The following is a 25,634-nucleotide window of genomic DNA, read 5'->3' on the forward strand; positions in this document are numbered from 1 at the left end:
CAGCATCCCCGTGTCTGTCGGGGGTTTACGACAGAATGGAGACATGCCTGAAACCGCCGTAATCTCTGCCGACACGGCAGAACTGCGCAAGGCTCGCGGCGCGTTCTTCACGCCCGATGCGATAACGCGCTATGTGACCGACTGGGCGATCCGAAGCTCAACGGACACCGTCCTCGAACCCTCCGCTGGTGATGCGGCGTTCCTCGTCCAAGCAGTGCGCCGTCTCCACGAGCACGGCGCTGGCACGCCTGCCGTGGACGGTGTCGAGATCCATGAGCACAGCGCCGCAGTCGCGCACCGTCGGGTTGAGGACGCCGGGGGCAGCCCGAACATCACGGTGAGCGACTTCTTCCTCGTCGAACCAGAGGCCCGTTACTCCGTCGTGGTCGGCAATCCGCCTTACATCCGCTACCAGGACTTCACCGGCGAGTCTCGAATCAGGTCACGCGCAGCAGCCCTGAAAGCCGGGGTCTCTCTGACTGCGTTAGCGTCAAGCTGGGCTGCGTTCACAGTCCACGCCGCCCTCTTCTTGAAGGACGGCGGGCGGATGGGGCTAGTGCTCCCCGCGGAGCTTCTCAGCGTGAACTATGCGGCGGCTGTCCGGCAGTTCCTCTTCGACCGATTCCGTAGCGTTGAACTCGTCCTATTCGCTGAGCAGGTTTTCCCCGAAGCAGAAGCTGATGTCGTGCTGCTCCTCGCAGATGGGTTCAACGAGGGGCCAACCGATCACGCGACGATCTACCAGGCTCAAGACGCCAATGCTCTCGCATCGCTTACCGGTTCGCTTACTTGGAAGCCGATCGACCCGTCAGCGAAATGGACAGGGCTACTGGTAGACCCTGACGCGGTGGAGCCTCTTCGCACGCTCCGAGCAGAAGGCCACTTCACAAGCCTCGACACCTGGGGCGACACCACGCTTGGAATGGTCACTGGCAACAATCGCTATTTCGCGCTCTCACCGGCACGAGTCAAGGAACTCGGTCTGCCTCGCAAAGACCTTGTTCGGCTCTCCCCGCCTGGCAGTTCCCATCTCAGAGGACTTGAACTCTCCAGCAGTGCGATGATCAAGCTCGGGCAACTAGGTAAATCCACCTGGCTGTTCCACCCAGCTGACAGGCCGTCTGCAGCTGCGCAGGCATACATCGACACCGGACACCTCGCGGGTGTCGACGACGCATACAAGTGCCGGGTACGGAAGCCGTGGTACCGAGTGCCGCTTCTGCCACCCGCCGACTTGATGCTGACGTGCATGAACGCCGACACCCCCAGGCTGACGACGAACACGGCGGGCGCGCACCACCTCAACTCTGTCCACGGCGTCTACCTCAACGAGCAAAATCGGGAGCTGGGGCGCGACCTTCTGCCCATCGCGAGCCTCAATTCGGTGACTCTTCTCAACGCCGAAATGGTGGGACGCGCGTATGGGGGAGGGATTCTCAAGCTTGAGCCGCGCGAGGCCGACGTCTGGGCAATGCCCTCACCCGCACATGTACAAGCTCGCGCTGAGCAACTGCGTCTCATCAAGCAGGACGTTACGAAGCTCCTCCAACAAGGAGACCTCCTCGCAGCAGTCAAGCTCGTCGACGACGTCCTACTCGTTGGCCCCGAGCTCGTTACAGAATCCGAACTCGACCATGTGCGAGACGCCCATGCCGCCCTGGCAGGCCGACGCCAAGCAAGGGGACGAAGTGGCCGCTGAACCATCGACAAAGGCGAAAGCGTGGGCGATCTTTGATCGCATCGTCGCTGATGCCGCTCCCAGCGGGGAACACAGTAACCCTTGGGTTAAAGATGAGAGCGGAGCTCTCTCTTATGAGCCCGACTATGACACGCTCATCAAGCTTCTGGGAGTCCCGCTCTACCTGAAAGCCCCCACTACGACGGGCGTACCCGCTCTCGCGTTGGACGTCTGGCTTTCGTATGAGCTCCGTCGCTCCGGGTTCGATGCTGACGCCGCTTGGCCACGTCCTTCGGCACCGCGAATCTTGCCTGGCCCTATCGTGAGCCTGCTCGGCAAGGTCACGGCCAAGGAACGTGATGCGCTCTGGAAGAGACTTCAGGCAAAGACACCGCCCACCGGAGCCGCCGCATCTTCGGCGAACATTCTCGGCAAGAACTACCTCAAGCAGGTCGACGTCGTGATGTCGAACTGGGCAGCTGGACCAGAGCTCCTCATCAGCACAAAGCGGATGGACTCCAGCTTTGGGAAGAACGCTGCGAATCGTGTCGAGGAATCTTATGGCGATGCAAAGAACCTCCGCCTCCGCCACCCCCTCGCGGCACTCGGCTTCGTCTACGGACTCCGATCCACCATCTTCGACGAGTCGCCCGATAAGGCCGAGTGGCTCATCGATCTTCTCCAGAAGCTCGGACGCGAAGATGACGCCTACCACGCCGTGTCTCTGATCGTCATCGAATACGGTAGCCACCTCTCCGTCGAAGAGTCAGATGATGACCAAGGCGATGGCGAAGACCGCCTCGCTGAAGCCGGAGTCCACGGTGACGCGGACACTGACGACGAAGCTGAAGAACAAGTCGAACAGTCAGATGTTGAGGTTGCTCTATCAAGCCTCCCTCCCGTGCATTTGCCTTGGGAGAGAGTTCCGGCCGACCTGCGCCCGGATCGGTTTATCTCCGAAATGGTCAGACGCGTTATTGATGCGACCCCCGTAAACATGCACGTTGAAGCTCGCGCTCGCCGCGGAAACGCTCAATCCCAGGAAAAGATCATCGGCTCCGGTTGACACGTCCGGAGCAAGCAAGCCCCATTCATTTGACGTCGAAGTCTCTGGGATTGATGGCATCGGCGCGTCGGCACTTTTCGAAGGAGACCTGTGAGACTGACAAAGTCAGACCCTGACCTTGAGTCGTTGGTGCGACGCATTCGGGATGGTGAGATTGATCTTCAACCGGATTTTCAGCGCGACGAGATCTGGGATTCCCCGCGACGCCAACGGTTGATCGATACTGTCCTGCGCGGTTGGTACGTGCCCGCGATCCACCTTGTTGTGGACTCGGAGGGCGGGGATGTGGTGCTGGATGGACAGCAGCGGCTGGCTGCGATCCGTGACTTCTTCGCGAACAAAGTCAAGGTGAACGGGTCTACGGAGCCTCCTGATGAGCGAATAAAGCGCCTAGATGGCTTGACGTATGAAAAGCTTCCGCCCGAGGTTCGGCGCGCAGTGAACAGTTTTTCGCTCTCCGTGATCAAGTTAGATGATTATGAACCGCAGGAGCCGAATGAGCTCTTCTTTAGGCTCAATCAGTCCTACAACCTAACCCCTCCTGAGAAGCGCAACGCACTGCATGGTGAAGCGCGAGATCAAGTTAAGGAGCTGGTTGAAGAGCTCAAGGTGAGCGGTCTCCTGACGAAAGAGCGCATCGGCTTCAGCAATAGTCGGCTCGCCTACGACGACGTCATCGCACGAGCTTGCGTGGCGCTGCAGCTTGACGACATGCGGCGACACATCAACAACAACGTGGTCGAAGCGCAGTATCGAACTGGAGCGTTCGTCGAGGCGACGATTTCTGGTGTCCAATCAGCTGCTGCTCGGCTGCTCGAACTCATCGACCAGACACCGACTCGAGTCCGATTCAACAAAGGAACCCTGCAGACGTGGCTGGTGTACTGCGCGTGGGCTCCCACTGCTACTGGCCCAATACCTGACGGTCTACTCGCGCGGTTTGAGGAACTACGTCTTGAGACGCGCGAGGACCAGAGTACCGACTTCCGAGGTCAGCTCGCGGCACTCTACGATGATCGCGCGTCGTACCGTGTGACGGACGTATCCTCTGTTCTGATTCGTGACCTCGTGATCCATTTGGTGTCGGAGCACGAGTTCAAAACGCTGCCTCGGCGTAATTCAGACAGCCTGCTCCGCCAGCTTCAAGAGAGTCCGACCAATCACGTCCAGAGCTCCATTTCGACGTTTATCGAGCAGTCTGACTGGGGAAACCCTATCGTTAATCGGGAAGCGTCGGCATGAGGCGAGCCAAGGAACTGCGCGTCTGGCACGAGCTTCAGACTGCTCACAGACGTACGACGCCGAACCTGTTGGACATTGGCGCTACAGGTGCCATCGACCTTTCCCGCCCATGCACCATCCTTGGCGGACGAAATGGGTCGGGCAAATCGCGATTGCTACGGTCCATTGCTTCGAACTTAGGAGACGGCGGGCTCTACCTGGATCTCCATCATCTGTGCGAACAAGCGCTCATCGTTCTTAGGTCGCTCTCGAATCTAGAGGAAATGAAGGACGAGCTTGGCAGACTTGGCCCCGACGACAAGCGACTAAAAGACGTGCGAAGGATTGTTGGTCGCGATTACTACTCGGTCGACTGGTACGCGCTCGACGTTGGCCCGGAGGACGGTGAGATCGCGGCGAAGTTCCGGTGGGGCGGCGCCCCAGATGATGATCCCCTAACTCCGTATTTCACGGTCAGTTATGCTGGGATCGAGTACGACGCACTCGACATGGGTCTCGGTGAGTTCTCGGTCCATTTTTTGCTTTGGATCCTCGAACAATTTAAGAACCACAAGAATCTGACCTTGCTTCTGGATGAGCCTGACGCGTACCTGCCTCCGATCGGGGTCGAACGCCTTCTCTCGCGGCTTCTGACAATCTGCCAGAAGCGCGGCTGGCGTATGGTCATTTCGACCCATTCGGAAGAAATGATCTCGTCGGCGGTCGATCATGGCGCGTTTCTGCTTTTGCGCATGGGGGCGGGCGGCTCGACAGACGCGTTCCACTCCCAGGACGATCCCACGATCGCCGACACTTTGCTGGCAAGACCACCGATAGAGCGTGTTCTATTCGTCGAAGACGAGTCGGCCTGGTACCTCTGTCGAGCCTTGCTCGATCAGAGCGATCGCATGCTCTACAAGACCACTTCACTCGTCTGGGGTGACGGCAATGGGTATATGACCCCGCTCCGCAGCAGCCTGCCTCGGCCTCCCGTGCCCGAGCTAACGTTCGCTGTCGTCCCCGATGGCGATCAAAGGGAAGAGATGTCCGACGCGCCAATAGCGGGTCGCTGGCCGCTTCACTTTCTCCCAAGCCGTGACGATCCAGACGAGCTCTTCCGTACTCTTAAAGATGACCCGGCGGCGCTTGCAGATGCTTTAGGCGTCGATGAAGCGGAGCTTCAGCGCAAGCTCGACGACCTTGAAGGAGAAGACTCCCACGATTGGGTCAATCTGCTAGGTGAGGCTTATGGTAGACCGCATGTGTTGACAGTACTTGCCGCATCTTGGGCGCGGACACATGCGGATGAGTCGGCTACTTTTGCCGCGCTTGTTCGAGCTGGCGTGTAACCAGCCGAGCAGAGCCATGTGTTGCGTTTAAGCCCGCGAGGTATGACTCCGACCCAGACCTGCCGTCATAGTTTCCTCGCCCCAACGCGACGCCAGCTTCGGCGACGCGTTTACTGTGTCGTGGAAGGACGCAGACGAATTACTGTTTGCCCTCAGCCGCGCAGGTTCAGGGAAGCCCAGAATGCGGTTCATTCTTCCACGCTGATCATGTGCTTGATCGCGGCGTGATTGGTCTTATGGTTGGGACGAGCTTCGTTTCAGCAACCGCAGCGCGCGCAGACGGAACTCGTCTGGATACGGTCTTGGGACCACTCCATCCTCCAAAAGGAAAGGACGGAACTCAGGGCGAATCAGCAGCTCGCGCAATCGGAGCAGATCCGGTATTAGTCGTCGCGGGGGACACGGATCGGCATGCCATCAGAGTCGTCGATCTCGTCATACTGCATGTCACCACTCGACCCAGGGAGTTCGGGCGTGAGGAACGAACTGGTGACAGGTTTGGTTTAGGCCGCGAGCGTGAGCGGCTCCGCTAGCTTGGCTTCGAACTCGATGGGCGTCAACCCGCCGAGAGCGTCTTGCGCGCGCTGCCGGTGATACTTCCGCTCGATCCAGACCACGATCGCGAGGCGAAGCTCCTGGCGGGTCGTCCATCGCTGCTGGTTGAGCACGTTCGTCTGCAGCAGCGACCAGAACGACTCCATGGCCGCGTTGTCCCCGGCGGCGCCGACGCGCCCCATCGATCCGACCATGTCGCAACGGCGAAGTTCCCGGGCCATCGCTCGGCTGCGAAACTGGCTACCTCTGTCGGCGTGAAGGATGCACCCGGCGACGTCGCCGCGGCGGGCGACGGCGTTGCGCACGGCGTCGACGGCGAGCTTCGCGGTCATCCGATCCGAGATGGAGTAGCCAACGATTCGGTTCGAGAACACATCCTTGATCGCGCAGCAGTAGAGCTTGCCTTCGCTCGTCCGATGCTCCGTGATGTCCGTGAGCCAGAGCCGGTTCGGTGCATCAGCACGGAACACGCGCTGGACGTGATCGTCGAACGCCGGCGGACCCACCTTCTTGCTCTTGCCCCGCCGGCGGCGTTGCGCGGACGAGAGGATCCCAGCTTGGGAGCACAGCTTCCACGCCGTCCGCCTGCTCATCCGCCACCCAGCCCGGCGCGCCTCATCAGCCAAGTATCGATACCCGAACGTCGGGTCGTCGTGGTGCGCGTCGTGCAGCGCGTTGATTCGATGCGCGCGGAGCACGTCCGCGTCGCGGATCGGGTCGTTGCGCCACCGGTAGTAGGGCTGACGGGCGAGCTTGAGAACCCGGCACGACACCGTCACGGGGATCCCCATGTCGGCGAGCTCAGATACGAGCGGGTATGTCTGTAATGGATCTGGAGCCCGCCCGTGGCTGGCTGAGAGGCTGAGCTTCGGCTCCAGCGTGTGACTCCGGGTATATCCGACCCGCCCGCGTGGCGGTGTCTTGAAAATGACGTGTCCACGCTCGAGTCGAAGCCGGTCTCTGCGCGCAGATGCCTTGATCAGAAGCTTGTCCACCCCCGAAAAGGTGTGACTCATTACAGATGTGACTCTCCGCGACCCCATGAAGCCGGCGACCCTTATCCGCAATCTCTACTGGAGGTTCTCATGACTTTCGTCGCTGAGAAATTCGAGCACGTCGTCGGCATCGACACGCACGCCCGCACACACACCTACTGCGTCATCCACTCCCGCACCGGTGCCATCATCGATTCTGCAACATTCCCCGTGTCCACCGCCGGACATGCCAGAGCACTCAGCTGGATCGTTCGCCGCACCGGCGGTACCACTGTGCTTGCCGCGATCGAGGGCACCTCATCCTACGGGGCCGGAATCAGCGCCCAGCTAAACGAAGCGGGGTTTGATGTCACCGAAGTGCGTCCAGCACCGCGCGCGTCTCATGCACATGCCGGGAAGTCCGATTCGCTTGACGCGGAAGCCGCAGCCCGGTCCGTGCTCGGCAAAGAAGTCGCAAGACTGGCGCAGCCTCGCCAGACCGGTGAACGCACGGCGCTGCGCGTGCTGTTGACGGCCCGCTCCCTGATCGATCAGCAGCGCACCGCGAATCGCAACGCCCTCACCGCCCTTATTCGAACCGTCGACCTCGGTGTCGACGCACGCAAACCGCTCACCGACGCGCAGGTCGCCACGATCGCGGCATGGCGCACCGGTCGCGATCACCACTCGGCTCGGGTGACACGCTCCGAAGCGAAGCGACTTGCCACGGCAGTGCTCGAGCAGACCGCACAGCTCCGCGAGAATCACCGTCAGCTCGCCGCGCTCACCGAACAGCTCGCGCCTGGCCTTCAAGATCTGCCCGGCGTTGGCCCGGTCACCGGCGCGATCCTCGTCACCGTCTACTCCCACCATGGACGCGTTCGTTCTGAGGCTGCGTTCGCAGCCCTTGGCGGCATCGCACCGTTGCCGGCATCGTCAGGCAACAACACCCGACACAGGCTCTCCAGGACCGGAGATCGCCAGCTCAACCGCGCCGTCGACGTCATCGCCCGCACCCGCATGAGCTACGACCCGACCACCCGCGACTACGTTGCACGCCGAAGAGCCGAGGGACGCACCGCACGCGAAATCCGACGCTGCCTGAAACGCTATGTCGTTCGCTCGCTCTTCCGCGAACTCCAAACTCGGATGACTTGACATCAGGCATAGAAGCGTCTGTGACCGGGGCCATTCGCTGACCCACAGCACCGTGTGACATGCGGAGTCCGAATGCCCCAGAAGAAACTGATGAGCGTCACCGACGCGCCGCGGATGATCGCCGCGCCACACGACACGAGAACGCCGACCTTCTCGCGCGACGCGAGATGCGGATTCGAGGAATTCGCACCGAAGCCCCACACGATCGCGGAAGTGATCAGGGCGAGGACGGAGAGGATCAGGCCGACAGTCATCACCGCGCCGACGATGATGCGCAACTGCTCGATCCCGGGAAGCCCGGTACCGTTCGGATCAATATCAATCACAGGGTGCTCCTTCAGCTCACAAACGCCAGAGATGGCGGACTTGCCAGCCAGGTGCACCCCGGCGCCCCCATCTCTCGTCGGAAACGCGTGGCCGCCGAGAGATAACATCCGAGCAGGTGTTAGCACGGGCGTGCTAACATGGAGGTATGTCAGTGCTTTCCGAGAGGGCCGTTTCGTGATTTTGATCGCGATCATTGCGTGCGAGATTGGTTTTTGGGTCGCGATCCTGGCCGGCCTCACCGCTCGCTATCTCGCTGGCCGACCGAAGCTCGGGGCCGCGCTGTTGATCGCGGCGCCCGTGATCGATCTCTTACTTCTCGGACTTGTGGCGATAGATCTGGTCGGCGGGAGTGATGCCTCGTGGCATCACGGTCTTGCCGCCGTCTACATCGGGGTGTCGGTCGCTTACGGGCATCGGATGATCGCCTGGGCGGATGCGAAGTTTGCCACGCGATTCCGAGGCGCTGCGCCTCGTCCGAAACTCACCGGCACCGCGTACACCATCGCGTGTTGGAAGGACGTTGTGCGCACGATGCTCGCCGCAGGCATCGCCGGGGCGATCCTGCTCGGACTGATCTACGTCGTCGCGGCCCCTGCCCGCACTGCCGAACTCCAAGGTTTCTTCCCTCTTCTCGGCCTCATCGTGGGGATCGATCTGTTATGGGCGATCAGCTATACGGTGTGGCCGAAGAAGACCCCCGCGCAGACGAGGGCGTGAGCAGATGCCCCGACTCATCGATCACAGGCGGCGCGAACGCGACATCGGCGATGCCGCGCTACGCGTCCTCACTATTGATGGGCTTGCGGCGCTATCGGTGAGGAGGGTGGCTGAGGAGGCCGGGATCGCCACCGCGTCGCTCCGCCGAGCGTTCCCCACGCAGGACGCATTGCGCCGGTTCTGTCTCAACCGCATCCGCGGTGATGTCAACGCGCGCATTCAGGCCTTGCATGGTGAAGGCGCGGAGCTCGCCCTCTCGTTGCTGTGCGAGCTACTGCCATTGGACGAGATTCGTCGAACTGAGCTCATCGTCCAGTTGCAGTTCGGCAGCCTCGCGCTCACCGACCCGAGCGTGTCCGAGAACGTCCGCGACCTTCACCGTGATGTGCGGGCGGTGTGTGCCGCTGCGCTCGAGGAGATCGATCGAGTGGCCCTCCTGCGTCCCGGAACCGACCTCGACATCGAGACCGAGCGCCTCCATGGCCTCCTGGATGGACTCGCGATGCACGCGCTTTCGCAGGCAGCGGAGGCAAGCGATCGTGTCGTCGCCGTCCTCAAGCACCATCTGAAGGCGATCACCACGACAGATGACCGACGGCCATGAGTGCAGCCCACCCGGCGACCACCATCCTGGTGAGTACTCTTCACCGGCGGACGGTGGACACGTGTCGAGACGGAAGGCTTGCGTGATGACGAAACGAGACGACAGGCTCCGCCCGATTGAGACGTGGGACGTGTTCTGGCGTGGCTCCTTCGCCACCACCTATGACGGTGTCGAGTACGTGATCGATGTCGACTACTTCGACTTCTCAGAACGCATCCGCCTCTACCGTGACGGCATGCTGATCGACTCCCGCAAGTCACCAGCCAGGTTCGACCTCGATCCCGCAACGCGCGTCGAGGCCACGATGTCGCTGTACGGGATGAAGCACGTCGATCTCATCAACGTCCAGGATGGCCGTCGCGTGCCGTTGCAACCCCGCGCGGGCACGGGCGAATCCTGGCGGGCTGGGCTCGCGCGAAAACATCCGCAAGCAAACCGATGGATCGGCTTCGTATCGTGGAGCGTACTTGTGTTCGCCGCGGTCACCCAGATCCCGGTACTGTTCAACTCCACCCTTGCGCATCTGACCGGCACGCCACTGCCGACCCTGGGTCTGCCTGTCTGGGCTAACGCCACGCTCGGGATCGCTGGCATCCTTGCAGCCCTTGACCGCGCCCTCCAACTCAAACACAACAAATGGCTCGATGACTGACCATGAAGCGCCTCAGGTTTGATGCCGCATCCTTTTGAATTGGAAGGATGTATGTCATGCCGAAGAAGATCGATCCCGCGCTGCGTGAGCGCGCTGTCCGGCTGGTGCGCGAGCATCGTTCGGAGTATCCGTCGTTGACGGCCGCGTCAGCGGCCGTTGCCCGCCAGGTCGGCGTCGGGCATGAGTCCGTGCGCCGGTGGGTGCTGCAGGCCGATATCGACGATGGCAGCCGCGACGGGATCACCAGCGTCGAGCATGCCGAGATCAAGCGGCTCAAGGCCGAGAACAGTCGCCTGCGGGAGGATGTCGCGATCCTGAGAGCTGCGACGACTTTCTTCGCGGGGGAACTCGACCCCCGCAACCGTTGATGCTGGGCTTCATCGACACGATGAGAGCCGAAGGGCACGCGGTCGAGTCGATCATCCGTGTCCTGCAAGCGCAGGGCGTGAAGATCGCCGCGCGCACCTACCGAGCCCACCGGCAAGGCATCGTCGCAGCGCGGACGATCACGGACGCGCAGGTCCAGGACGCTGTCCGCGCCGCGGCGTGGACCATTGTCGAACGCAACGGGACGATGCGTCGCGTGCTGACTCCCGAGGGCCTCTACGGGCGGCGGAAGATGACCGCGCTGATCCGCCGCACCACGATCCCCGGCGCGTCGCGCGGCGCGGTCGACCGGGCCATGCGAGACCTCGGACTGTCGGGCATCCGTCGCGACAAGAGCATCCGCACCACGATCCCCACCAAGGACGGGGTCTGTGCCGGCGACCTGCTGAACCGCGACTTCACCGCGCCCCGGCCGGATCACACCTGGGTCATGGACTTCACCTATTGCCGCACCTGGGCGGGCTGGGTCTACGTCGCGTTCATCGTCGATGTCTACTCGCAACGCATCGTGGCCTGGCACGCACAGACCACCAAGCACGTCGAGCTGGTGATGATCCCGCTGCGCATGGCCCTCTGGGAACGAGCGCGTGATGGGCACCCGGTCCAGCCCGAGCAACTGCGGGCACATTCGGACGCCGGGTCTCAATACGTCTCGCTGGCCTACACCGAGAAGCTGACGCTCGATGGCACCGCACCCTCGATCGGGTCGGTCGGCGACGCATACGATAACGCGCCGATGGAGACGATCAACGGGCTCTACAAGACCGAGTGCATCCGCACCACCGTATTTCACGACGGCCCCTACCGGACCATCGCAGACGTCGAATTCGCGACGGCCGGCTGGGCCGACTGGTACAACACTCGTAGGCTTCACTCGAGCCTCGGCTACGTCCCACCCGCCGAGTTCGAGCAAGCCCACTACGCAGCCCTCACCCCAGAGCCGCAACCCGCATAGGAGCGGCAAGAAACCTGGGGCGCTTCACACCGCTCCCCGCATAGAAGCGGCAAAGAACCCGGGACGATTCACCTGGAAGATGTGGACTTCCGATTCCTCGCAAACCTCCTCGAGGCAAGCGACTCCACACTCTCGCGAACCATCACCGTGCTGACAGACTCTGAGCTCGTGACCGTGCGTGAAGAAACTGTGGGAAGGCGCACGCGCGCCTGAATTGGCATCACCAGGGCCGGGCGTGCGGCGTTCGAGCAGCACCTTTCCACGCTGCAGGCCATCGTCGACTCAGGCATTTCTGACAAGGTCGAACAAGCAGCCGCCTCCGAACGATCAGGAAAACCCCAATGACCCCTCGCCTGGCGACCGTCGAAGACCTCCCCGTGAGCGCAGATACCCTCGCTGCCGCGTTCGAACACTATCCGTGGACGCGCCATGTAATCCCTGATGAGAAGTATCACCAGCGACTACACAATCTGCAGCTGCTGTACCTGGAGTACGCGCACACGCACGGGATCGTCGCGGTGGCAGGCAACAGCGACGGCGTGATCGCGCTCCTTCCGCCCGATGCTCCCGAACCTGCCCCAGAGATGATCGATCAGATCGTGCGCTTGCATGGTGATCGGATCGACAGACTCGACCACGCTGACTCACCGGCAGGGGCATGGCGGCTGGAGACACTCGGCGTGCACCCCAACCGTCAAGGTCGCGGGATCGCGTCTGTGCTGTTGACGTTCGCGCTGTCTGAAGCGGCGAGGCGAGGCGGTGAAGCGGTGGCGCTGGATACCTCTGACCCCCGCAACGTGCGCCTGTATGAACGGCATGGCTTCCAAACCAACACGCACACGGACGCGGGCGAAGGGCCGCCCGTGTGGAAGATGAGCGCGACCCTCATCAAGCACTGACAAGGGGCTTACGCCTGCGACAACGGCAGCCGCAGCTCTGAGTGAGTACCCGGCCGCCACTGATACTCACGGCTTCGGCCAGGTCGAATAACCTCTCTCCTCGGATGCTGCCAGTTTCTTCGGCGACGCGACCCGTGAGGCCGACCCCGATCTCGGGACAGGTGTTTGGTTGAGGAAACCGGCGAGCGGCCGGGCGTCGATCAGCGTCATGACGCTCATCGTGGCGATACTGAGTCTTCTTCCGAAGACACCGCCGGACGGGGCGCCGTGTGGATGACCTCTGCGTCGGCGATCGTTCGGATGATGCCGGCCATGTCGAGTGCGCCGTCGCCGCGATTCTCGGCTTCGCGGTAGATGGCTTCGCAGAGTTCGCTGAGCGGTGCATGCGCCCCTTGGGTGGCCGCTGCGTCGACGATGAGTTTCGCGTTCATGTGGACGTCGGAGATTGCGGCCTGCGCGGTGAAGTCCTCGCTGGTGAGCCTCTCGGTCTTGACTCTGGATATCGGTGAGGACATCTGTCCGGCGTCGAGGAGGCTGCGGAGCTTCTGCAGGTCGATCCCGTGTGCTTGCGCGAAATGAAACGCCTCCGCGAGGCCGGTGACGAGGGCGATCAGAAACACGTTGACGGCGAGTTTCATCGTGATACCCGAAGGCACGGGGCCGCAGACGGTGGTCGTGGCGCAGAGCGGGTCGAGCAGGGGGAGGATCTGCGGCACGACGTCGGGTTGTCCGGCGACCATGGCGACGAGTTTGCCGTCCTCGGCAGGGCGCCGAGATCCTGAGACCGGCGCCTCGACGTAGTTTCCGCCTGCGGCCTCGATCTCATCGGACAGTCCTTTTGAGAACTCCGGTGACAACGTGCCCATGTTGATGATCGTGCGCCCCGCGACGAGAGCTCCGAGCCCCTCGGGGTGGTCTCGGAGCACAGCGTCGATGGCGGACTCGTTCCGGAGCATCACGATGATCGTTTCGCACTCATCGAACAACTCACCGACGCTCTCAGCAGGCTTGGCGTCGCCGCCAATGAGTTCGACGACGTTCTTCGGGGTCCGGTTCCAAACGGCCAGCGGAACACCGGCGCGTGCCAACCGTCGCGCCATCGGCAGCCCCATGATTCCCAAGCCGATGAAGCCGATCGGCCCCTGTTCGGGACCGCTGCCATGGAGCGTCTTCTCGAACCAGTGATGCGCATACGGCTCTTTGTTGAACGCGGCGACCTCGCGATACCCGGATGCGCGGTAGAGGGAGATCGCCTCGGTGAGTGCTTTGTTCGTCTCCAGCCGGATCAGACTGGCTCCCAGTGAACGGCCCGCCTCTTCGGCTGTTTCGAGGAGCCGGCGCCCGATGCCCAGGCCGCGCACGTCCGGTGACACCCATAGACGCCGGAGCTCTGCGACGCTTTCTGTCACGGAGGTGATACTGATGCACCCCACGGCGCGGCCTTTCAATGTCGCAAGCAAGAACAGTCCGTGCGGAGGCTGGAACGCGTCGTCTGCTGCGGGAAGAGACTGCTCGGGACGAAACCCGCCTTCAAACCGGCTATCGAGAGTTTGGTAGTACGCGTCGACGGCACGTCGGGCCTCTGGCAGGCCAGGGTCAACGGGGGTGATCAGCACTGCGGACGCCGTGAACAGGCGCTGCACCGTCGCTGCCGCTTCGGCGAGTTCGTGACGTTGACGCTCGCTGAGCGGAGTGAGGATCGAGCCGACCATGTCATCCGAGAGCTGGTCGAGCAGGGCGAGCTCGTCCACCCCTCGCGCCGTCAGTGCCGCGCGACGTACACGACCGTCTTGCGGCGACGGTGAGACCGTGACCAGTCCTTCCTCCTCCAGCGAGCGGAGTTGACGGCTCACGTATCCGGAATCAAGGCCCAGACGGGATCGTAGCTCCCTGACGTCGATTCCTGTTCTGCCGATCTCCCAGACGACCCTGTCCAACCCGAGTGAGCGGTTGCGGGCGAGGTAGCCATCCGCGAGCGCACCGATCCGCTCTGTGACGACGCGATTGAACGCACGAACCACCTGAACCTGACTCTCCATCTCCATAATGTCTGACTATAGTCAGAGAAAATGAAGTGAGGAAGCACGAGAGGGGAGGTCGCTCGTCCGCGCGACCGCGGATCAGATAAGGGTGAGCTACGCTGAGAGCAACCACGTGACACGGGGTGCCCCTAGGGCTGAGATCACACCCGTCGAACCTGATCTAGTTCGTACTAGCGAAGGGATGTCGCGCATGACGCGCACGCACATCGATATTGTTCACTCGTCGGGAGCTCTGCTTTCGAAGCTCCGAGCTGAGGGCCCGTTGGTGCAGTGTCTGACGAACACCGTCACCACGAATCTCGTCGCGAATGCCGTACTCGCCGTGGGCGGCAGTCCTGCGATGGTTGATATCCCAGAGGAAGCTGGATCGCTTGCCCGGTCGGCGGGAGCCGTGCTGATCAACATGGGGACCCCGTCGGCAGAACAGCGCGAAGCGATGGTCGAGGCCGCGAAAGGGGCGTCGGAGTCCGCAACGCCGTGGGTGCTCGATCCCGTAGGGATCGGCGCGCTGCCTGTCCGTACTGCCTTGGCTCGAGAACTCGCCGCGATGAAGCCGACGATCGTGCGGGGCAACGCTTCGGAGATTCGGGCGTTGGCAGGAGCCGGGGCAGGTGCGCGCGGCGTCGACGCCACCGATCCGGTGGACGATGCACGGGACGCTGCGATCGAGATCGCCCGCTCGTGCGGAGTCGTGGTCGCCGTCTCTGGGGAGGTGGATCTGATCACCGATGGAACGACCGTGGTCCGGATCGCGAACGGCACGAAGCTGTTCACGCGGATCACTGGCGCCGGGTGCGCGTTGGGCGGAGTGATCGCCGCGTTCGCAGCGATCAGCGACGATCAGCTCGAAGCGACTGTTGCGGCCTGTCTCATCTACGCCGTTGTCGGAGAACAGGCCGCGGAATTCGCAGGCCAGCCCGGATCCTTCGCTGTCGCGTTGCTGGACGCTCTCGACAGCATCGACATGGCGATGCTGAGAGAACGGGCTCGGCTGTCGTGACTGCCGACCTCTCGATCTACCTGGTGACGGACTCGTCGCAGACGGCGCGGTCCGGCCGTCGCATCGTCGATGTCGTGCTGGAAGCGGTCGCGGGAGGCGTGACGGCGGTGCAGGTGCGGGAGAAGCACGCCGATGCTCGCCCGGTGCTGCAGTTGGTGGACGCTCTGGCCGACCGACTCCCGGAGCGTGTCGCGTTGTTTGTGAATGACCGCATCGATGTGTTCCTTGCAGCCCGCTCGCGGGATACCGGTGGCCGGGTGACCGGTGTGCATGTCGGCCAGCAGGACCTGCGGGTCGAAGACGTCCGCAAGCTCATCGGTCCACGGCCGGCGATCGGTGTGACTGCGAACACGCGCGCTGATCTTCACGCCGCCGCGGCAAGCCCAGCCCGGGTCGACTATGTGGGCATCGGCACAGTTCGGGAGACGAGATCGAAACCGGACGCACCTCCACCGCGAGGAGTCTCCGGTGTCGCCGACCTTGCTCGCACCTGCCCGTTGCCGGCAGTCGCCATCGGGGGAATCGTTCCCGCGGATCTCCCCGCCCTCCGCGAGGGCGGACTCGCCGGAGCCGCCGTCGTGTCGCAGATCTGCGGGTCCGCCGATCCTCGCGCATCTGCGCAAGAACTCGCTTCTGCATGGAAGGAAACGTCATGACCTCGGCCCCTCATGCCCTGCGGCCAGCGCACGTGCCACGAGTACTGAGCATCGCCGGTACCGACCCGACCGGTGGCGCCGGCATCCAGGCGGACCTGAAGAGCATCGCCGCCAACGGCGGCTATGGCATGGCCGTTGTCACCGCGCTCGTCGCACAGAACACGGCTGGCGTCCGCACCATCCACACCCCGCCCGTGGAGTTCCTCACCGAACAACTCGCTGCGGTCAGCGATGACGTGACGATCGACGCGGTCAAACTCGGAATGCTCTTCGACGCCCCGCTCATCTCCGCTGTCGCGGGCTGGCTGGAACAGGCCCGTCCTCCGATCGTGGTGCTCGATCCGGTCATGGTCGCAGCCAGCGGCGACCGCCTCCTCACTGCAAACGCAGAAACGACTCTCCGCGAGCTCCTTCCACTCACCGACCTGATCACTCCGAACATCCCCGAACTCGCCGCCCTGCTCGGTGAGCGAGCTGCCGCCACCTGGGACGAAGCGCTCGGGCAGGCACGGGAGCTCGCGGCACGCTGCGGCGTGAGCGTGCTGATGAAGGGCGGGCACCTCGACGGTGCGGCGTCCGCGGATGCGCTCGTCACAGCAGATGGCGACGTGGACGTGTTCGCAGTCCCACGGATCGACACGCCGCACACACACGGCACCGGTTGCTCGCTGTCCTCCGCGATCGCGACAATCTACCCGCGAGCCGGCGACTGGGCGGTCGCCGTCGAACAGGCGAAGACCTGGCTCACACAGAGCATCGCCTCCGCCGAGCACCTCCAAGTCGGACAAGGCAACGGCCCCATCTCCCACTTCTCCGGACTCTGGGAGCGCGGCGGCACCACCACAACGACACCTGAACGGATCGCGAAGGACTGGTGGGACGGAACCTCCGATATCCGCGCCGAGATCGACGAGCTGGAGTTCATTCGGAGCCTGACCGATGGCACTCTCGAACGGGAAGCGTTCACCTGGTACCTGTCCCAGGACGCGCTCTACCTCAAGGACTACTCTCGGGCACTCGCCGAGGCCAGCAAACTCGCGCCCACCCCGGCAGAGCAGGCGTTCTGGGCGTCAAGCGCGCACGGCGCGATCGCGACGGAACTCGAACTTCACGCGAACTGGCTCTCGGTCGACACCATGTTCGACGCGGACCCGAGCGCGACCACGACGGCGTATGTCGACCATCTGCTTGCGATTGCCGCACGAGGCAACTACGGCGAGCTGATCGCCGCCGTGCTGCCCTGCTTCTGGATCTACGTCGATACGGGCGCTCGCCTCGCCCCGTACGCAACGCCGGACAACCCGTACGCGACGTGGCTGCAGACCTACGCAGACCCCTCCTTCGAAGCCCTCAACCAAGAAGCCATCCTCATCGTCACCACCCATGCGGCATCCGCCGACGACACCACCCGAGCAAGAATGCGCGCGGCATTCGAGACTTCTGCACGCCACGAAAAGCACTTCTTCGCAGCCCCCATGGCCAGTACCGCATAGAAGCGCCTGGCGCCGGCGGGTTCGAGCCGTGGATGGCTCGCTCCCAGCGAGGACGGATTCTCGCCAGCGGTGGACGCGAAGAGGTTGAATCCTTGTGGGGGAGCAGCTCCGGCTCCGGCAGCGCCTACCGGACCGTGGCAGAGCGGATCGAGGCACGAACCGTGGTACTCGATCCGCGCCTCGGGTCAGATCATCGGCGGGTTTCGCCTGCACGGGGCCAGACTCAAGAAGTACCTTCCTGAGCCCCGGTGCGAACGGGCGGGGGTCAGGACATCAGGTACGAGTCGGAGGAGCGGACTGCGCCTGCTACTTGCTGTCGGAGCGCCCGATCGGGCTTGCGTCGTTCTCGAATGCGGCTCGGGCGGCGGGCCAGCTGGTCTCATCGACGTGCAGAGCGGTCCGAAGGTAGGCCGTGCTCATCCGCTGGATGACGGCAACTCGTTCTGGGTTCTCATCGGTGGTCTCGGCGACTTCGTATCCGACGATCCCGCCGAGAGCGTGCTCCGCTCCGTAGAAGGACAGGAGGTCAGTGGCGCCGGGGCTATGCGTGTAGGCGTCGGTGAACCAGTCAGGCCCGCGGCTCGACATCTTGGACTGGTCACGGTCGCCGGCGATGACCAGGGTCGGAGTGGCAAGCTCACGGAACGACGGACGCATGAACGGGAAGTTCGCCTGCGCGAACGGATGCAGGTCATCACCGCCGATACCGGTTGCGGCGAACAGGATGCCTGCCGTGATGCGACTGTCGGACATGCTCTCACCGACCTGGCCGGCGTCGTCGAAGATGCGCGCTCCGAGGAGCGACTGCGCTGTCTGCGCACCCCACGAGTGGCCGGTCGCGGCAACACGGCTACGGTCGATACGGCCAGCCAGCCCAGGCACCGCTGACTCGATCGTGTCGATCTGGTCGAGGATGCGCGTGAGGTCCTCGATCCGCTCGGTCCAGATCGTCGGGAAGACCGGGTCATCGAATCCGAATCCGTTCCGGCGCGAGTCGAGGTGCGTGGGCTGGATCACCACGAACCCGCGGGAGGCCCAGAACGTCGTGAGGGGCGCGTACCCGTCGAGGTTCCATCCGTTGCCATGGGAGAACAGCACGACGGGAAGGTTCGCGCCTGCCACCGGGGCAGAGATTCGGACTTCGAGCGGAACCGGTCGATCCGGCGCGGACAGCTGAACGGGCGCGACGGAGATCACTGGATCGCCGTCTTTCACGATGTCGTCCAGGGTGTGGATGAGCGATGAGGTCATCAGGGTTCCTTCCGGAGGTCGCACTCTGCGATACTGGTTATCGGATCGTTGTTCCAAAACAATACGGAACCACGTTCCGTTATGCAAGTCTGTGACAGCGATGGTGAGGATGAGGACATGACCGACCTCGGACGAGAACAGCAGCCCGACGGGGGCTCTCCGCACGTAGGTCGACCCCGTGCGAGCCAGCAAACACTCCTAGATGCGGCAGCAGCGGTGTTCGTGGCGTCCGGCGTCGATGCTCCTGTGAGACAGATCGCAGAGAAGGCTGGCGTCGGTGTGGGGACGATCTACCGTCACTTTCCGACACGCTCGGAACTCGTGGTGGCGGTGTACCGACACCAGGTCGAGGCATGCGCAGAGGCAGGTCCGCGTCTCCTTGCCGAGAGTGCGACTCCGGAGGCGGCACTACGAGCGTGGGTGGCCTTGTTCGTCAAGTTCCTCGTCACCAAGCATGGGCTCGCAGGCGCGCTGCACGGAGACAGCGCCGAATCCGACGCTTTGCATGCCTACTTTGTCGGGCGTCTCGTACCGGTGTGCGGAACTCTCCTGGATGCAGCAAGCGAATCAGCTGGTGCTGCTCCGCCGACCGACGCATACAACCTTCTTAGAGGCATCGGGAACCTCTGCATCGGTGCCTCACATGATCCGAACTACAGGGCCGACGATCTCGTGCAGCTCCTCATCTCTGGGGTGCTCAGTCGAGGTGTCGGCTGACCCAGCCCCTGTGTCAGCGGAGCACACCTTCGTCCGCACTGAGGCGGGCCAACTCCGCTGTCGTCGGCGAGCCCTCCCAGTCGCCGAGCGACATGCATGCGAAGGCCCCCACTGCAGTCGCGCGACGAAGGCGGTCGGCCATCGTCGCTGTGCCGCCCCAGAGGCTGAGGTAGCCCGCCACGAACGCGTCGCCGGCGCCCACGGTGTCGACGACCTCGACCGTCACCGCGGGCTCGTCGTGCCGGCCGGTGCCGTCGGTGGCGAACGCGCCATGCGCGCCGCGCTTGATGACGACCTCGCGGGGTCCCCGTCGGTGCAGTCGCTGCGCCATGACAGCCGGAGTGCCGTCGCCGACCAGGAGCGCGGCCTCGTCTTCGCCGGCGAACACGATGTCCGCGGTATCGACAAGCGACAGGTAGGCATCGCGCGGGTCGCGACCCCGCCATACGGCGGCACGGTGATTGATGTCGAAGGATACCGCGGCGCCCGCGGCGCGAGCACGCCGCGCGGTGTCCTGCGCGCAGTCGAGCGAGTCGGGGCCGAGGCCCGCGAGGATGCCCGTCAGGTGGACGACGTCCGCGGTCGAGAGAAGCGCGTCCGGCACATCAGCGGGAGCGAGCCCGGATGCTGCGCTGCCGTCGCGCCAGAAGCTCACCGTGGCCATCGTCGTCGTCCGTCGGTGCTTGTGCATGAGGCCGGTGGGGCGGTCGGTGCGCTGCGGCGCATGGACGCTCACGCCCTCCGCGCGCAGCTCACGCGCGATCAGGTCGCCCAGGGGATCCTCGCCGAGCAGGCTGATCCACGACGCTCGCCGGCCGAGGCGCGCGATCGCGATCGCGACGTTGCTCTCCGCGCCTCCGAAACTCAGGGAGTGGGCGCGAGAGGCGTCGAGGGGACCCGGACGATCGTTCGTGATCAGGCCCATGGTCTCGCCGACAGTGACGACATGCAGCGGCGGCGCGGTCACGGGCGGCGCCCTCGCGCGACGCCTGCGAGCGCCTGCTCCGCACGATCGCGGAGTGCGACGAGGCTTCCTCCGGTGAAGGCGTCGCCCAGGAGAGGCCCGCCCAGGCTCACGGCGACGCAGCCGGCGGCGATCCACGCCGGGATGTCCTCCAGTGCGACGCCGCCGGACGGCAGTGTGAGGACGTCGGGGTAGGGGCCCGTGAGCTGGCCGATGTAGTCGGGGCCCACGGTCGCGGCCGGGAAGATCTTCACCGCCGCTGCGCCGAGCCTCCACGCTGAGTTCACCTCCGTCGGCGTCATCGCGCCTGGGTAGACGGGCACCCGGTGGGTGGTGGCCACGCCCGCCACATCCGCTATGACACCCGGGGAGACGAGGAAGCGGGCGCCGGCCGAGATCGCCGCGCGCGCATCCCGCTCCTCCAGCACGGTTCCGACGCCGATCTCCGCCTCGGGAGCTGCCGTGATGAGATGCGGCAGCACCTCGATGGTGCCCGGCGTCGTCAGGGTCAGCTCGATGCACCGGACTCCGCTGTCTGAGAGAGCCTTAACCACAGGCTCGTACAGTCGCGCATCAGGGGCGCGGAGGACGGCCATCACGCCGGTGCGGGCGAGGGTGGCTGAGGGGGCGGTGCGCATCGGCTGCGTCTCCTGTCGTCAGGTGGTCGGGTGGTGTCAAGCCGCCGGAGTGGCGAATCCCGGGCGCGTGCCGTAGCGCGCGAGCGCGTCCTCGTCGAGCTTCACGCCGAGCCCGGGGGCGGCGGGGATGTCGAGGAACCCCTCGTCGTCCAGCGACCACCCGCCGCTGATCAGATCGTCGACGTAGGCCGAGCCGGTCTTGTACTCCACGAGGTCGGTCGAGGAAAGGGCCGACGCCAGCTGCAGGTCTGCCGCGAGCCCGACGCCGGTGTTCCAGCCGTGCGGTATGAGGCGGATGCCGCGGTCCTGGGCCGCCCATCCGATCCGGCGCGACTCGCTCAGTCCTCCGCCCTTTGTGGTGTCGGGCTGCACGATGTCGAACGCGTGCCGGTCGAGGTAGGGCTGGAAGCTCTGGCGTCGGGTGAGCACCTCGCCGCCGGAGACGCGCACGGGAGAGGACGCGCGGAGTTCTGCGAACCCCTCGATGTCGTCGGGTGCGAGTGCCTCCTCGAACCAGGCGACGTCGTAGTCGGCGAGCATCCGAGCGGTCCGCTCCGCCCACGCCCGGTCGCCAGGGAAGAAGGCCTCTGAGCCACCGGCGTCGACGGCGAGCAGGCGATCGCCGACCGCCGCCCTCGCTGCGGCGACTGTTGCCTCGTCAGTCGCGGCGTCTACGCGGCCGAACTTCCACCAGCCGATCTTGAACGCCGAGAAGCCGGTCTCGACCAGCTCCTCGAGGTTCGCGGTCATGGGCCCTGCTTCGTCCATGAGCACTGAGGCGTAGGGGTGCACCCGGTCCCGGTAGCGACCGCCGAGGAGTCGGCCGACCGGCTGGGACGACGCCTGTCCCGCGATGTCCCACAGGGCGATGTCGATCGCGCTCGTCGCGTGCGTGAGCGAGCCTCCGCGTCCCATCCAGAACGCCGTCTGATGCAGGGTCTCCGTCAGGCGCTCGACCTCGAGGGGATTCTCGCCGATCAGGTGGGGAGAGAGCAGATCGATGGCACCGCGCACCAGGCTCTCGGATGTGAAGGCGCTGCCGATTCCCACCGTGCCGTCGTCGGTGTGGACCGCCACGAGAGTGTGGACGATGTCGTCCGGCTGCAGTTCGTGCGACCACCCGCCCTCGGGCGTCGCACCCCGCAGTCCGCACGTGTCGATTCGGATGATTCGCATGAAGACCTTCCAGCCGTGATGAGGGAAGAGGGGGAGCCCCACTTCCGAAAATTGATGATAGTCGATTGTCGACAACCGAGCAATCTGTGAGTAATGTCTGTTCCAGCACCCACCGACGGTGCGACGAGAGGCCCCCAACGCTGTGAACGACGGCAGCGCCGAAGGCCCGAACCCGAAAGGCATCACAATGAAGTTGACGCGCATCCTGGCCGGCGTGGCAGTGGCCGCGACGACCGTTCTCGCCCTCACCGCATGCACCTCGAGCGGGAGCTCGGGGGCGGCGGCGCAAGAGAGCACCCTCACGAAGGTCCTCGAGGAGAAGACGCTCGTGGTCGGTGTCTTCGCCGACGCCCCTCCATACGGAGTCATGAACAGCTCGGGAGACTACGAAGGCTTCGACATCGATGCCGCGCAGGCGCTCGCCGACTCTCTGGGCGCGGAGATCGAGTTCGTCTCCACGACCAACGCCAACCGCATCCCCCTGCTCGAGACAGGCAAGGTCGACATCGTCATCGCCGCGCTCACCAACTTGGACGAGCGCGCGCAGAAGGTCGCGATGTCCCGACCGTACGCGGCCGAAGGGCAGGTTGTGCTCGTACCGGAGGACAGCGACATCGCCTCCTACGACGATCTCGCCGGACGCACGGTCGCGGCGACGCGCGGCAGCGTGCCGGCGACCATCCTCGAGACCCGATTCCCCGAGGCGAACGCGAGTCTGTTCGAGGCCGTCGCCGACTCCATTCAGGCGCTGCGCAGCAACAAGGTCGATGCGCTCATGGAGAGCAACTCCGTGACTCAGGGCATCCTCGACGATTCGGGAGACGAGTTCGTCATCGTCGATGCACCGCAGCTGAGCCCCTCAGTCGTCTCCATGGGGCTGAAACAGGGCGACGAGCTGTGGCTGAACTATGTCGACAACTTCATCCGGAACTACAACATCAGCGACGCTGCGAACGACTCGTACAACGAGTGGCTCGGCACCGACGTTCCTGAGCTCATCAAGTAGCGAACTCCTCGGCCGCCCCGCCCGACGGCGGGGCGGCCGGAACGGACAACTCATGCAACTCTTCTTCGGGGACCTGATCCCCTATGCTCCCGAGCTCCTCGCCGGGCTCGGCATCAGCGTGCTCATCACCCTCGGCGCGGTGCTCATCGGATCGCCGCTCGGCGTCAGCGTGTACCTGCTGCGGGCCGCCCGCAATTCGGTCCTGCGCTCGATCGGCGCCACCTACGTCGAGGTCATCCGCAACACTCCGCTTCTGCTGCAGCTCTACCTCATCTACTTCGCGCTCCCCTCGGTCGGGGTGAACTTCGACCCCGTCACGGCGGGCGTTATCGCCCTCAGCGTGAACAACTCGGCCTATCTCGCCGAGATCTACCGCGCCGGATTCGAAGCGATCCCGAAGGGACAGATCGAGGCGGCGGATGCTCTCGGCCTCTCGCGGCGGACCACGTTCTTCCATGTCCGTCTCGTGCCCGCCCTGCGGAACGTGCTGCCGTCGCTGACGAACCAGGTGATCCTGCTCTTCCTCGCATCATCGATCGCCTCCATCGTCGCCGTACCGGAGCTGATGCACGTGATGATGGGCATCACGACGAGCACGTTCCGCACCATCGAGACGTTCGTCGTCGGCGGAGTCCTGTACTTCATCGTCGCGTTCCTGATCGCAAGAGCGTCCCGTCTCGTCGAGACGCGCGGCATCCGCTGGAAGGTGGCCTGATGTTCACATCCTTCGATATCCCCGATCTCCTGCTCATCCTGCAGGGTGCGTTCGTGACGCTGCAGATCTGCCTCCTGTCCGTACTCCTCGGGGGCGCGGTCGGAATCGTGTTCGGCATCCTCGCGGCGAGCCCGTTCGCTCCGCTGCGCTGGATCAGCGCGATCTGGGTGGGCGCGATCCGCGGCGTCCCCGTGCTGCTCATCATCTTCTTCGTCTATTTCGCACTGCCGCTGATGTCGCCGGGGAGCAACGTCCCCGACTACTGGGCTGCCGTGCTCGCCCTCACGATCTTCGCGTCGGCGTACATCAGCGAGATCGTCCGCGGGAGCATCCAGGCGATACCGCGAGGCCAGTTCGAGGCGGCTCAGGCACTGGGCCTCTCGTGGCCGAATCAGCTCCGCTACGTGGTCATGCCGCAGGCCGCGCGCATCATGGTGCCGCCGGGGATCGGGTTTCTCGTGGTGCTGATCAAGGACAGCTCGCTCGTCGCCGTGATCGGACTCATCGAGCTCACGCGGGCAGGCAACATCGTCGCATCGCAGACCGGGCAGCCGATCCTCGCCTACGTGGTGGTGGGCGCGGTCTATTTCGTCATCTGCTTCGCCCTCTCCGTCGCGGGCCGGCGGTACGAGAGGCGACTCACCATTCACGCGCGCCCCTCCCGATCGGAAGACGCGCTCACCACTTCACGAGGAGACTCGAAATGATCACTGTCACCGACCTGCGACTCAGCTTCGGCTCCACCGAAGTGCTTCATGGGATCACCTGCAACGTCGCAGAGGGCGAGGTGGTCTGCATCATCGGGGCATCCGGATCTGGCAAGAGCACGCTCCTGCGATGCATGAACGGCCTGGAGACCCCCAGCCATGGCAGCGTCGAGGTGAACGGTCATCTGCTCACCGCGAAGGAGCGCCGGTCGGATCTCGCCGCCGTCCGTCGCGACGTAGGCATGGTGTTCCAGCAGTTCAACCTGTTTCCGCACCTCACGGCGCGGGAGAACGTCACGCTGGCACCCCGCAAGGTGCTCGGGTTGAGCAGCCATGATGCCCACGAACGGGCGGACGTGCTCTTGGCCAAGGTCGGACTGGCCGCGAAAGCCGACGCGTTCCCCGGGAACCTGTCCGGCGGTCAGGCGCAGAGGGTCGCGATCGCGCGCGCGCTGGCGATGCAGCCGAGCGTGATGCTCTTCGACGAGCCGACCTCGGCGCTGGATCCCGAGATCGTCGGCGAGGTGCTCTCGGTGATGAAGGAGCTCGCTGCGGAGGGGATGACGATGGTCGTCGTCACACACGAGATCGGGTTCGCGCGCGAAGTCGCTGATCGGGTGATCTACATGGACGACGGGCGAATCGTCGAGAGCGGCGCACCGCAGGAACTGCTCTCGAACGCGCAGACGGAGCGGGCGCGCGCGTTCCTCGGGAAGGTGCTCTGACA

General features: G+C 64.2%; 26 protein-coding genes and 1 riboswitch. Of the genes, 18 read left to right on the plus strand and 8 right to left on the minus strand.

Annotation, left to right across the window (positions count from 1 at the left end; genetic code table 11):
• Nucleotides 1–43: 43 nt before the first annotated feature.
• From DZG09_RS13805 to DZG09_RS13820, 4 genes are all read left to right on the plus strand, one after another.
• Nucleotides 44–1,699, plus strand: a complete 1,656-nt coding sequence (locus DZG09_RS13805) for an HsdM family class I SAM-dependent methyltransferase (protein WP_119698347.1) — start codon at nucleotides 44–46, stop codon at nucleotides 1,697–1,699.
• A complete protein-coding gene (locus tag DZG09_RS13810; RefSeq protein WP_119698534.1) occupies nucleotides 1,689–2,744 on the plus strand; it encodes a hypothetical protein in 1,056 nt (351 codons plus the stop codon). Before DZG09_RS13805 ends, DZG09_RS13810 begins: the two co-directional genes overlap by 11 nt.
• A 90-nt stretch (nucleotides 2,745–2,834) precedes the next feature.
• Nucleotides 2,835–3,986, plus strand: coding sequence for a DUF262 domain-containing protein (locus DZG09_RS13815; protein WP_119698348.1), 1,152 nt, complete (start codon nucleotides 2,835–2,837; stop codon nucleotides 3,984–3,986).
• A gap of 263 nt (nucleotides 3,987–4,249) precedes the next feature.
• Nucleotides 4,250–5,314: an ATP-binding cassette domain-containing protein gene (locus DZG09_RS13820; RefSeq protein WP_119698349.1), complete on the plus strand. Its 1,065-nt coding sequence runs from the start codon at nucleotides 4,250–4,252 to the stop codon at nucleotides 5,312–5,314.
• A 503-nt stretch (nucleotides 5,315–5,817) separates the two neighbouring features.
• Here the strand turns inward: DZG09_RS13820 and DZG09_RS13825 are convergent.
• Nucleotides 5,818–6,912, minus strand: coding sequence for an IS3 family transposase (locus DZG09_RS13825; RefSeq protein ID WP_338040004.1), 1,095 nt, complete (start codon nucleotides 6,910–6,912; stop codon nucleotides 5,818–5,820).
• A gap of 42 nt (nucleotides 6,913–6,954) precedes the next feature.
• On the opposite strand from DZG09_RS13825, the gene DZG09_RS13830 reads away from it, so the two are divergent.
• Nucleotides 6,955–8,001, plus strand: a complete 1,047-nt coding sequence (locus DZG09_RS13830) for an IS110 family RNA-guided transposase (protein WP_119698351.1) — start codon at nucleotides 6,955–6,957, stop codon at nucleotides 7,999–8,001.
• 2 nt (nucleotides 8,002–8,003) lie between these two features.
• Here DZG09_RS13830 and DZG09_RS13835 read toward each other — a convergent pair whose 3' ends face one another.
• Complete coding sequence (locus tag DZG09_RS13835) at nucleotides 8,004–8,327, minus strand: DUF6112 family protein (RefSeq protein ID WP_240424084.1); 324 nt, start codon at nucleotides 8,325–8,327, stop codon at nucleotides 8,004–8,006.
• A 175-nt stretch (nucleotides 8,328–8,502) separates the two neighbouring features.
• On the opposite strand from DZG09_RS13835, the gene DZG09_RS13840 reads away from it, so the two are divergent.
• The 5 genes from DZG09_RS13840 (at nucleotide 8,503) to DZG09_RS13860 (ending at nucleotide 12,542) form a co-directional block, all read left to right on the plus strand.
• Nucleotides 8,503–9,045, plus strand: a complete 543-nt coding sequence (locus DZG09_RS13840; RefSeq protein ID WP_119698352.1) for a hypothetical protein — start codon at nucleotides 8,503–8,505, stop codon at nucleotides 9,043–9,045.
• A 4-nt stretch (nucleotides 9,046–9,049) separates the two neighbouring features.
• Nucleotides 9,050–9,649, plus strand: coding sequence for a TetR/AcrR family transcriptional regulator (locus tag DZG09_RS13845; RefSeq protein WP_119698353.1), 600 nt, complete (start codon nucleotides 9,050–9,052; stop codon nucleotides 9,647–9,649).
• Nucleotides 9,650–9,734: 85 nt separating this feature from the next.
• Complete coding sequence (locus DZG09_RS13850; protein ID WP_119698354.1) at nucleotides 9,735–10,301, plus strand: hypothetical protein; 567 nt, start codon at nucleotides 9,735–9,737, stop codon at nucleotides 10,299–10,301.
• A gap of 56 nt (nucleotides 10,302–10,357) precedes the next feature.
• Nucleotides 10,358–11,643, plus strand: a protein-coding gene (locus DZG09_RS13855) for an IS3 family transposase (protein WP_119698355.1) whose coding sequence is annotated in 2 segments (ribosomal slippage) — nucleotides 10,358–10,631 and nucleotides 10,631–11,643 — 1,287 coding nt in all. Because the reading frame shifts where the segments join, the coding sequence is not laid out codon by codon here.
• A 341-nt stretch (nucleotides 11,644–11,984) separates the two neighbouring features.
• On the plus strand, nucleotides 11,985–12,542 hold the full coding sequence (locus DZG09_RS13860) for a GNAT family N-acetyltransferase (protein WP_119698356.1): 558 nt from the start codon (nucleotides 11,985–11,987) through the stop codon (nucleotides 12,540–12,542).
• Nucleotides 12,543–12,608: 66 nt separating this feature from the next.
• On the opposite strand, the gene DZG09_RS16665 is transcribed toward DZG09_RS13860, so the two are convergent.
• Complete coding sequence (locus DZG09_RS16665; protein ID WP_162893327.1) at nucleotides 12,609–12,752, minus strand: hypothetical protein; 144 nt, start codon at nucleotides 12,750–12,752, stop codon at nucleotides 12,609–12,611.
• Between the two features lie 5 nt (nucleotides 12,753–12,757).
• Nucleotides 12,758–14,581, minus strand: a complete 1,824-nt coding sequence (locus DZG09_RS16790) for a GNAT family N-acetyltransferase (RefSeq protein ID WP_205529185.1) — start codon at nucleotides 14,579–14,581, stop codon at nucleotides 12,758–12,760.
• Nucleotides 14,582–14,692: 111 nt separating this feature from the next.
• Nucleotides 14,693–14,783: riboswitch (TPP riboswitch) on the plus strand.
• Here DZG09_RS16790 and thiM point away from each other — a divergent pair.
• The 3 genes from thiM (at nucleotide 14,775) to DZG09_RS13885 (ending at nucleotide 17,733) form a co-directional block, all read left to right on the plus strand.
• The gene (gene thiM, locus DZG09_RS13875) at nucleotides 14,775–15,584 is read left to right on the plus strand and encodes a hydroxyethylthiazole kinase (RefSeq protein ID WP_119698537.1); all 810 of its coding nucleotides are present in this window, start codon (nucleotides 14,775–14,777) and stop codon (nucleotides 15,582–15,584) included. (Overlaps the previous riboswitch by 9 nt.)
• The gene (gene thiE / locus DZG09_RS13880; protein ID WP_205529187.1) at nucleotides 15,581–16,240 is read left to right on the plus strand and encodes a thiamine phosphate synthase; all 660 of its coding nucleotides are present in this window, start codon (nucleotides 15,581–15,583) and stop codon (nucleotides 16,238–16,240) included. Before thiM ends, thiE begins: the two co-directional genes overlap by 4 nt.
• Complete coding sequence (locus DZG09_RS13885) at nucleotides 16,237–17,733, plus strand: bifunctional hydroxymethylpyrimidine kinase/phosphomethylpyrimidine kinase (RefSeq protein ID WP_240424046.1); 1,497 nt, start codon at nucleotides 16,237–16,239, stop codon at nucleotides 17,731–17,733. Before thiE ends, DZG09_RS13885 begins: the two co-directional genes overlap by 4 nt.
• Nucleotides 17,734–18,039: 306 nt before the next feature.
• Here DZG09_RS13885 and DZG09_RS13890 read toward each other — a convergent pair whose 3' ends face one another.
• Nucleotides 18,040–18,984: an alpha/beta hydrolase family protein gene (locus tag DZG09_RS13890; protein WP_119698357.1), complete on the minus strand. Its 945-nt coding sequence runs from the start codon at nucleotides 18,982–18,984 to the stop codon at nucleotides 18,040–18,042.
• A 117-nt stretch (nucleotides 18,985–19,101) separates the two neighbouring features.
• On the opposite strand from DZG09_RS13890, the gene DZG09_RS13895 reads away from it, so the two are divergent.
• Complete coding sequence (locus DZG09_RS13895) at nucleotides 19,102–19,701, plus strand: TetR/AcrR family transcriptional regulator (RefSeq protein WP_205529188.1); 600 nt, start codon at nucleotides 19,102–19,104, stop codon at nucleotides 19,699–19,701.
• Between the two features lie 13 nt (nucleotides 19,702–19,714).
• Here DZG09_RS13895 and DZG09_RS13900 read toward each other — a convergent pair whose 3' ends face one another.
• Genes DZG09_RS13900 through DZG09_RS13910 form a run of 3 tightly spaced genes read right to left on the minus strand, consistent with a single transcriptional unit; the run spans nucleotide 19,715 to nucleotide 22,479 of the window.
• Nucleotides 19,715–20,668: a sugar kinase gene (locus tag DZG09_RS13900; RefSeq protein WP_205529189.1), complete on the minus strand. Its 954-nt coding sequence runs from the start codon at nucleotides 20,666–20,668 to the stop codon at nucleotides 19,715–19,717.
• Entirely contained in the window at nucleotides 20,665–21,303 is a 639-nt protein-coding gene (locus tag DZG09_RS13905) for a bifunctional 4-hydroxy-2-oxoglutarate aldolase/2-dehydro-3-deoxy-phosphogluconate aldolase (RefSeq protein ID WP_119698359.1), read from the minus strand. Before DZG09_RS13905 ends, DZG09_RS13900 begins: the two co-directional genes overlap by 4 nt.
• 36 nt (nucleotides 21,304–21,339) lie before the next feature.
• Nucleotides 21,340–22,479 (minus strand): mandelate racemase/muconate lactonizing enzyme family protein, encoded by a 1,140-nt coding sequence (locus tag DZG09_RS13910; protein WP_119698360.1) that lies wholly within the window; start codon nucleotides 22,477–22,479, stop codon nucleotides 21,340–21,342.
• 187 nt (nucleotides 22,480–22,666) lie between these two features.
• On the opposite strand from DZG09_RS13910, the gene DZG09_RS13915 reads away from it, so the two are divergent.
• Genes DZG09_RS13915 through DZG09_RS13930 form a run of 4 tightly spaced genes read left to right on the plus strand, consistent with a single transcriptional unit; the run spans nucleotide 22,667 to nucleotide 25,632 of the window.
• On the plus strand, nucleotides 22,667–23,485 hold the full coding sequence (locus tag DZG09_RS13915) for a transporter substrate-binding domain-containing protein (protein WP_119698540.1): 819 nt from the start codon (nucleotides 22,667–22,669) through the stop codon (nucleotides 23,483–23,485).
• A 52-nt stretch (nucleotides 23,486–23,537) separates the two neighbouring features.
• The gene (locus DZG09_RS13920; RefSeq protein ID WP_119698361.1) at nucleotides 23,538–24,200 is read left to right on the plus strand and encodes an amino acid ABC transporter permease; all 663 of its coding nucleotides are present in this window, start codon (nucleotides 23,538–23,540) and stop codon (nucleotides 24,198–24,200) included.
• The gene (locus DZG09_RS13925) at nucleotides 24,200–24,907 is read left to right on the plus strand and encodes an amino acid ABC transporter permease (protein WP_119698362.1); all 708 of its coding nucleotides are present in this window, start codon (nucleotides 24,200–24,202) and stop codon (nucleotides 24,905–24,907) included. The genes DZG09_RS13920 and DZG09_RS13925 overlap by 1 nt, the downstream gene beginning before the upstream one ends.
• Entirely contained in the window at nucleotides 24,904–25,632 is a 729-nt protein-coding gene (locus tag DZG09_RS13930; RefSeq protein ID WP_119698363.1) for an amino acid ABC transporter ATP-binding protein, read from the plus strand. The genes DZG09_RS13925 and DZG09_RS13930 overlap by 4 nt, the downstream gene beginning before the upstream one ends.
• Nucleotides 25,633–25,634: the final 2 nt, after the last annotated feature.

It is taken from the genome of Microbacterium halotolerans (assembly GCF_003569805.1).
In the GTDB taxonomy this organism is placed as follows: domain Bacteria; phylum Actinomycetota; class Actinomycetes; order Actinomycetales; family Microbacteriaceae; genus Microbacterium; species Microbacterium halotolerans.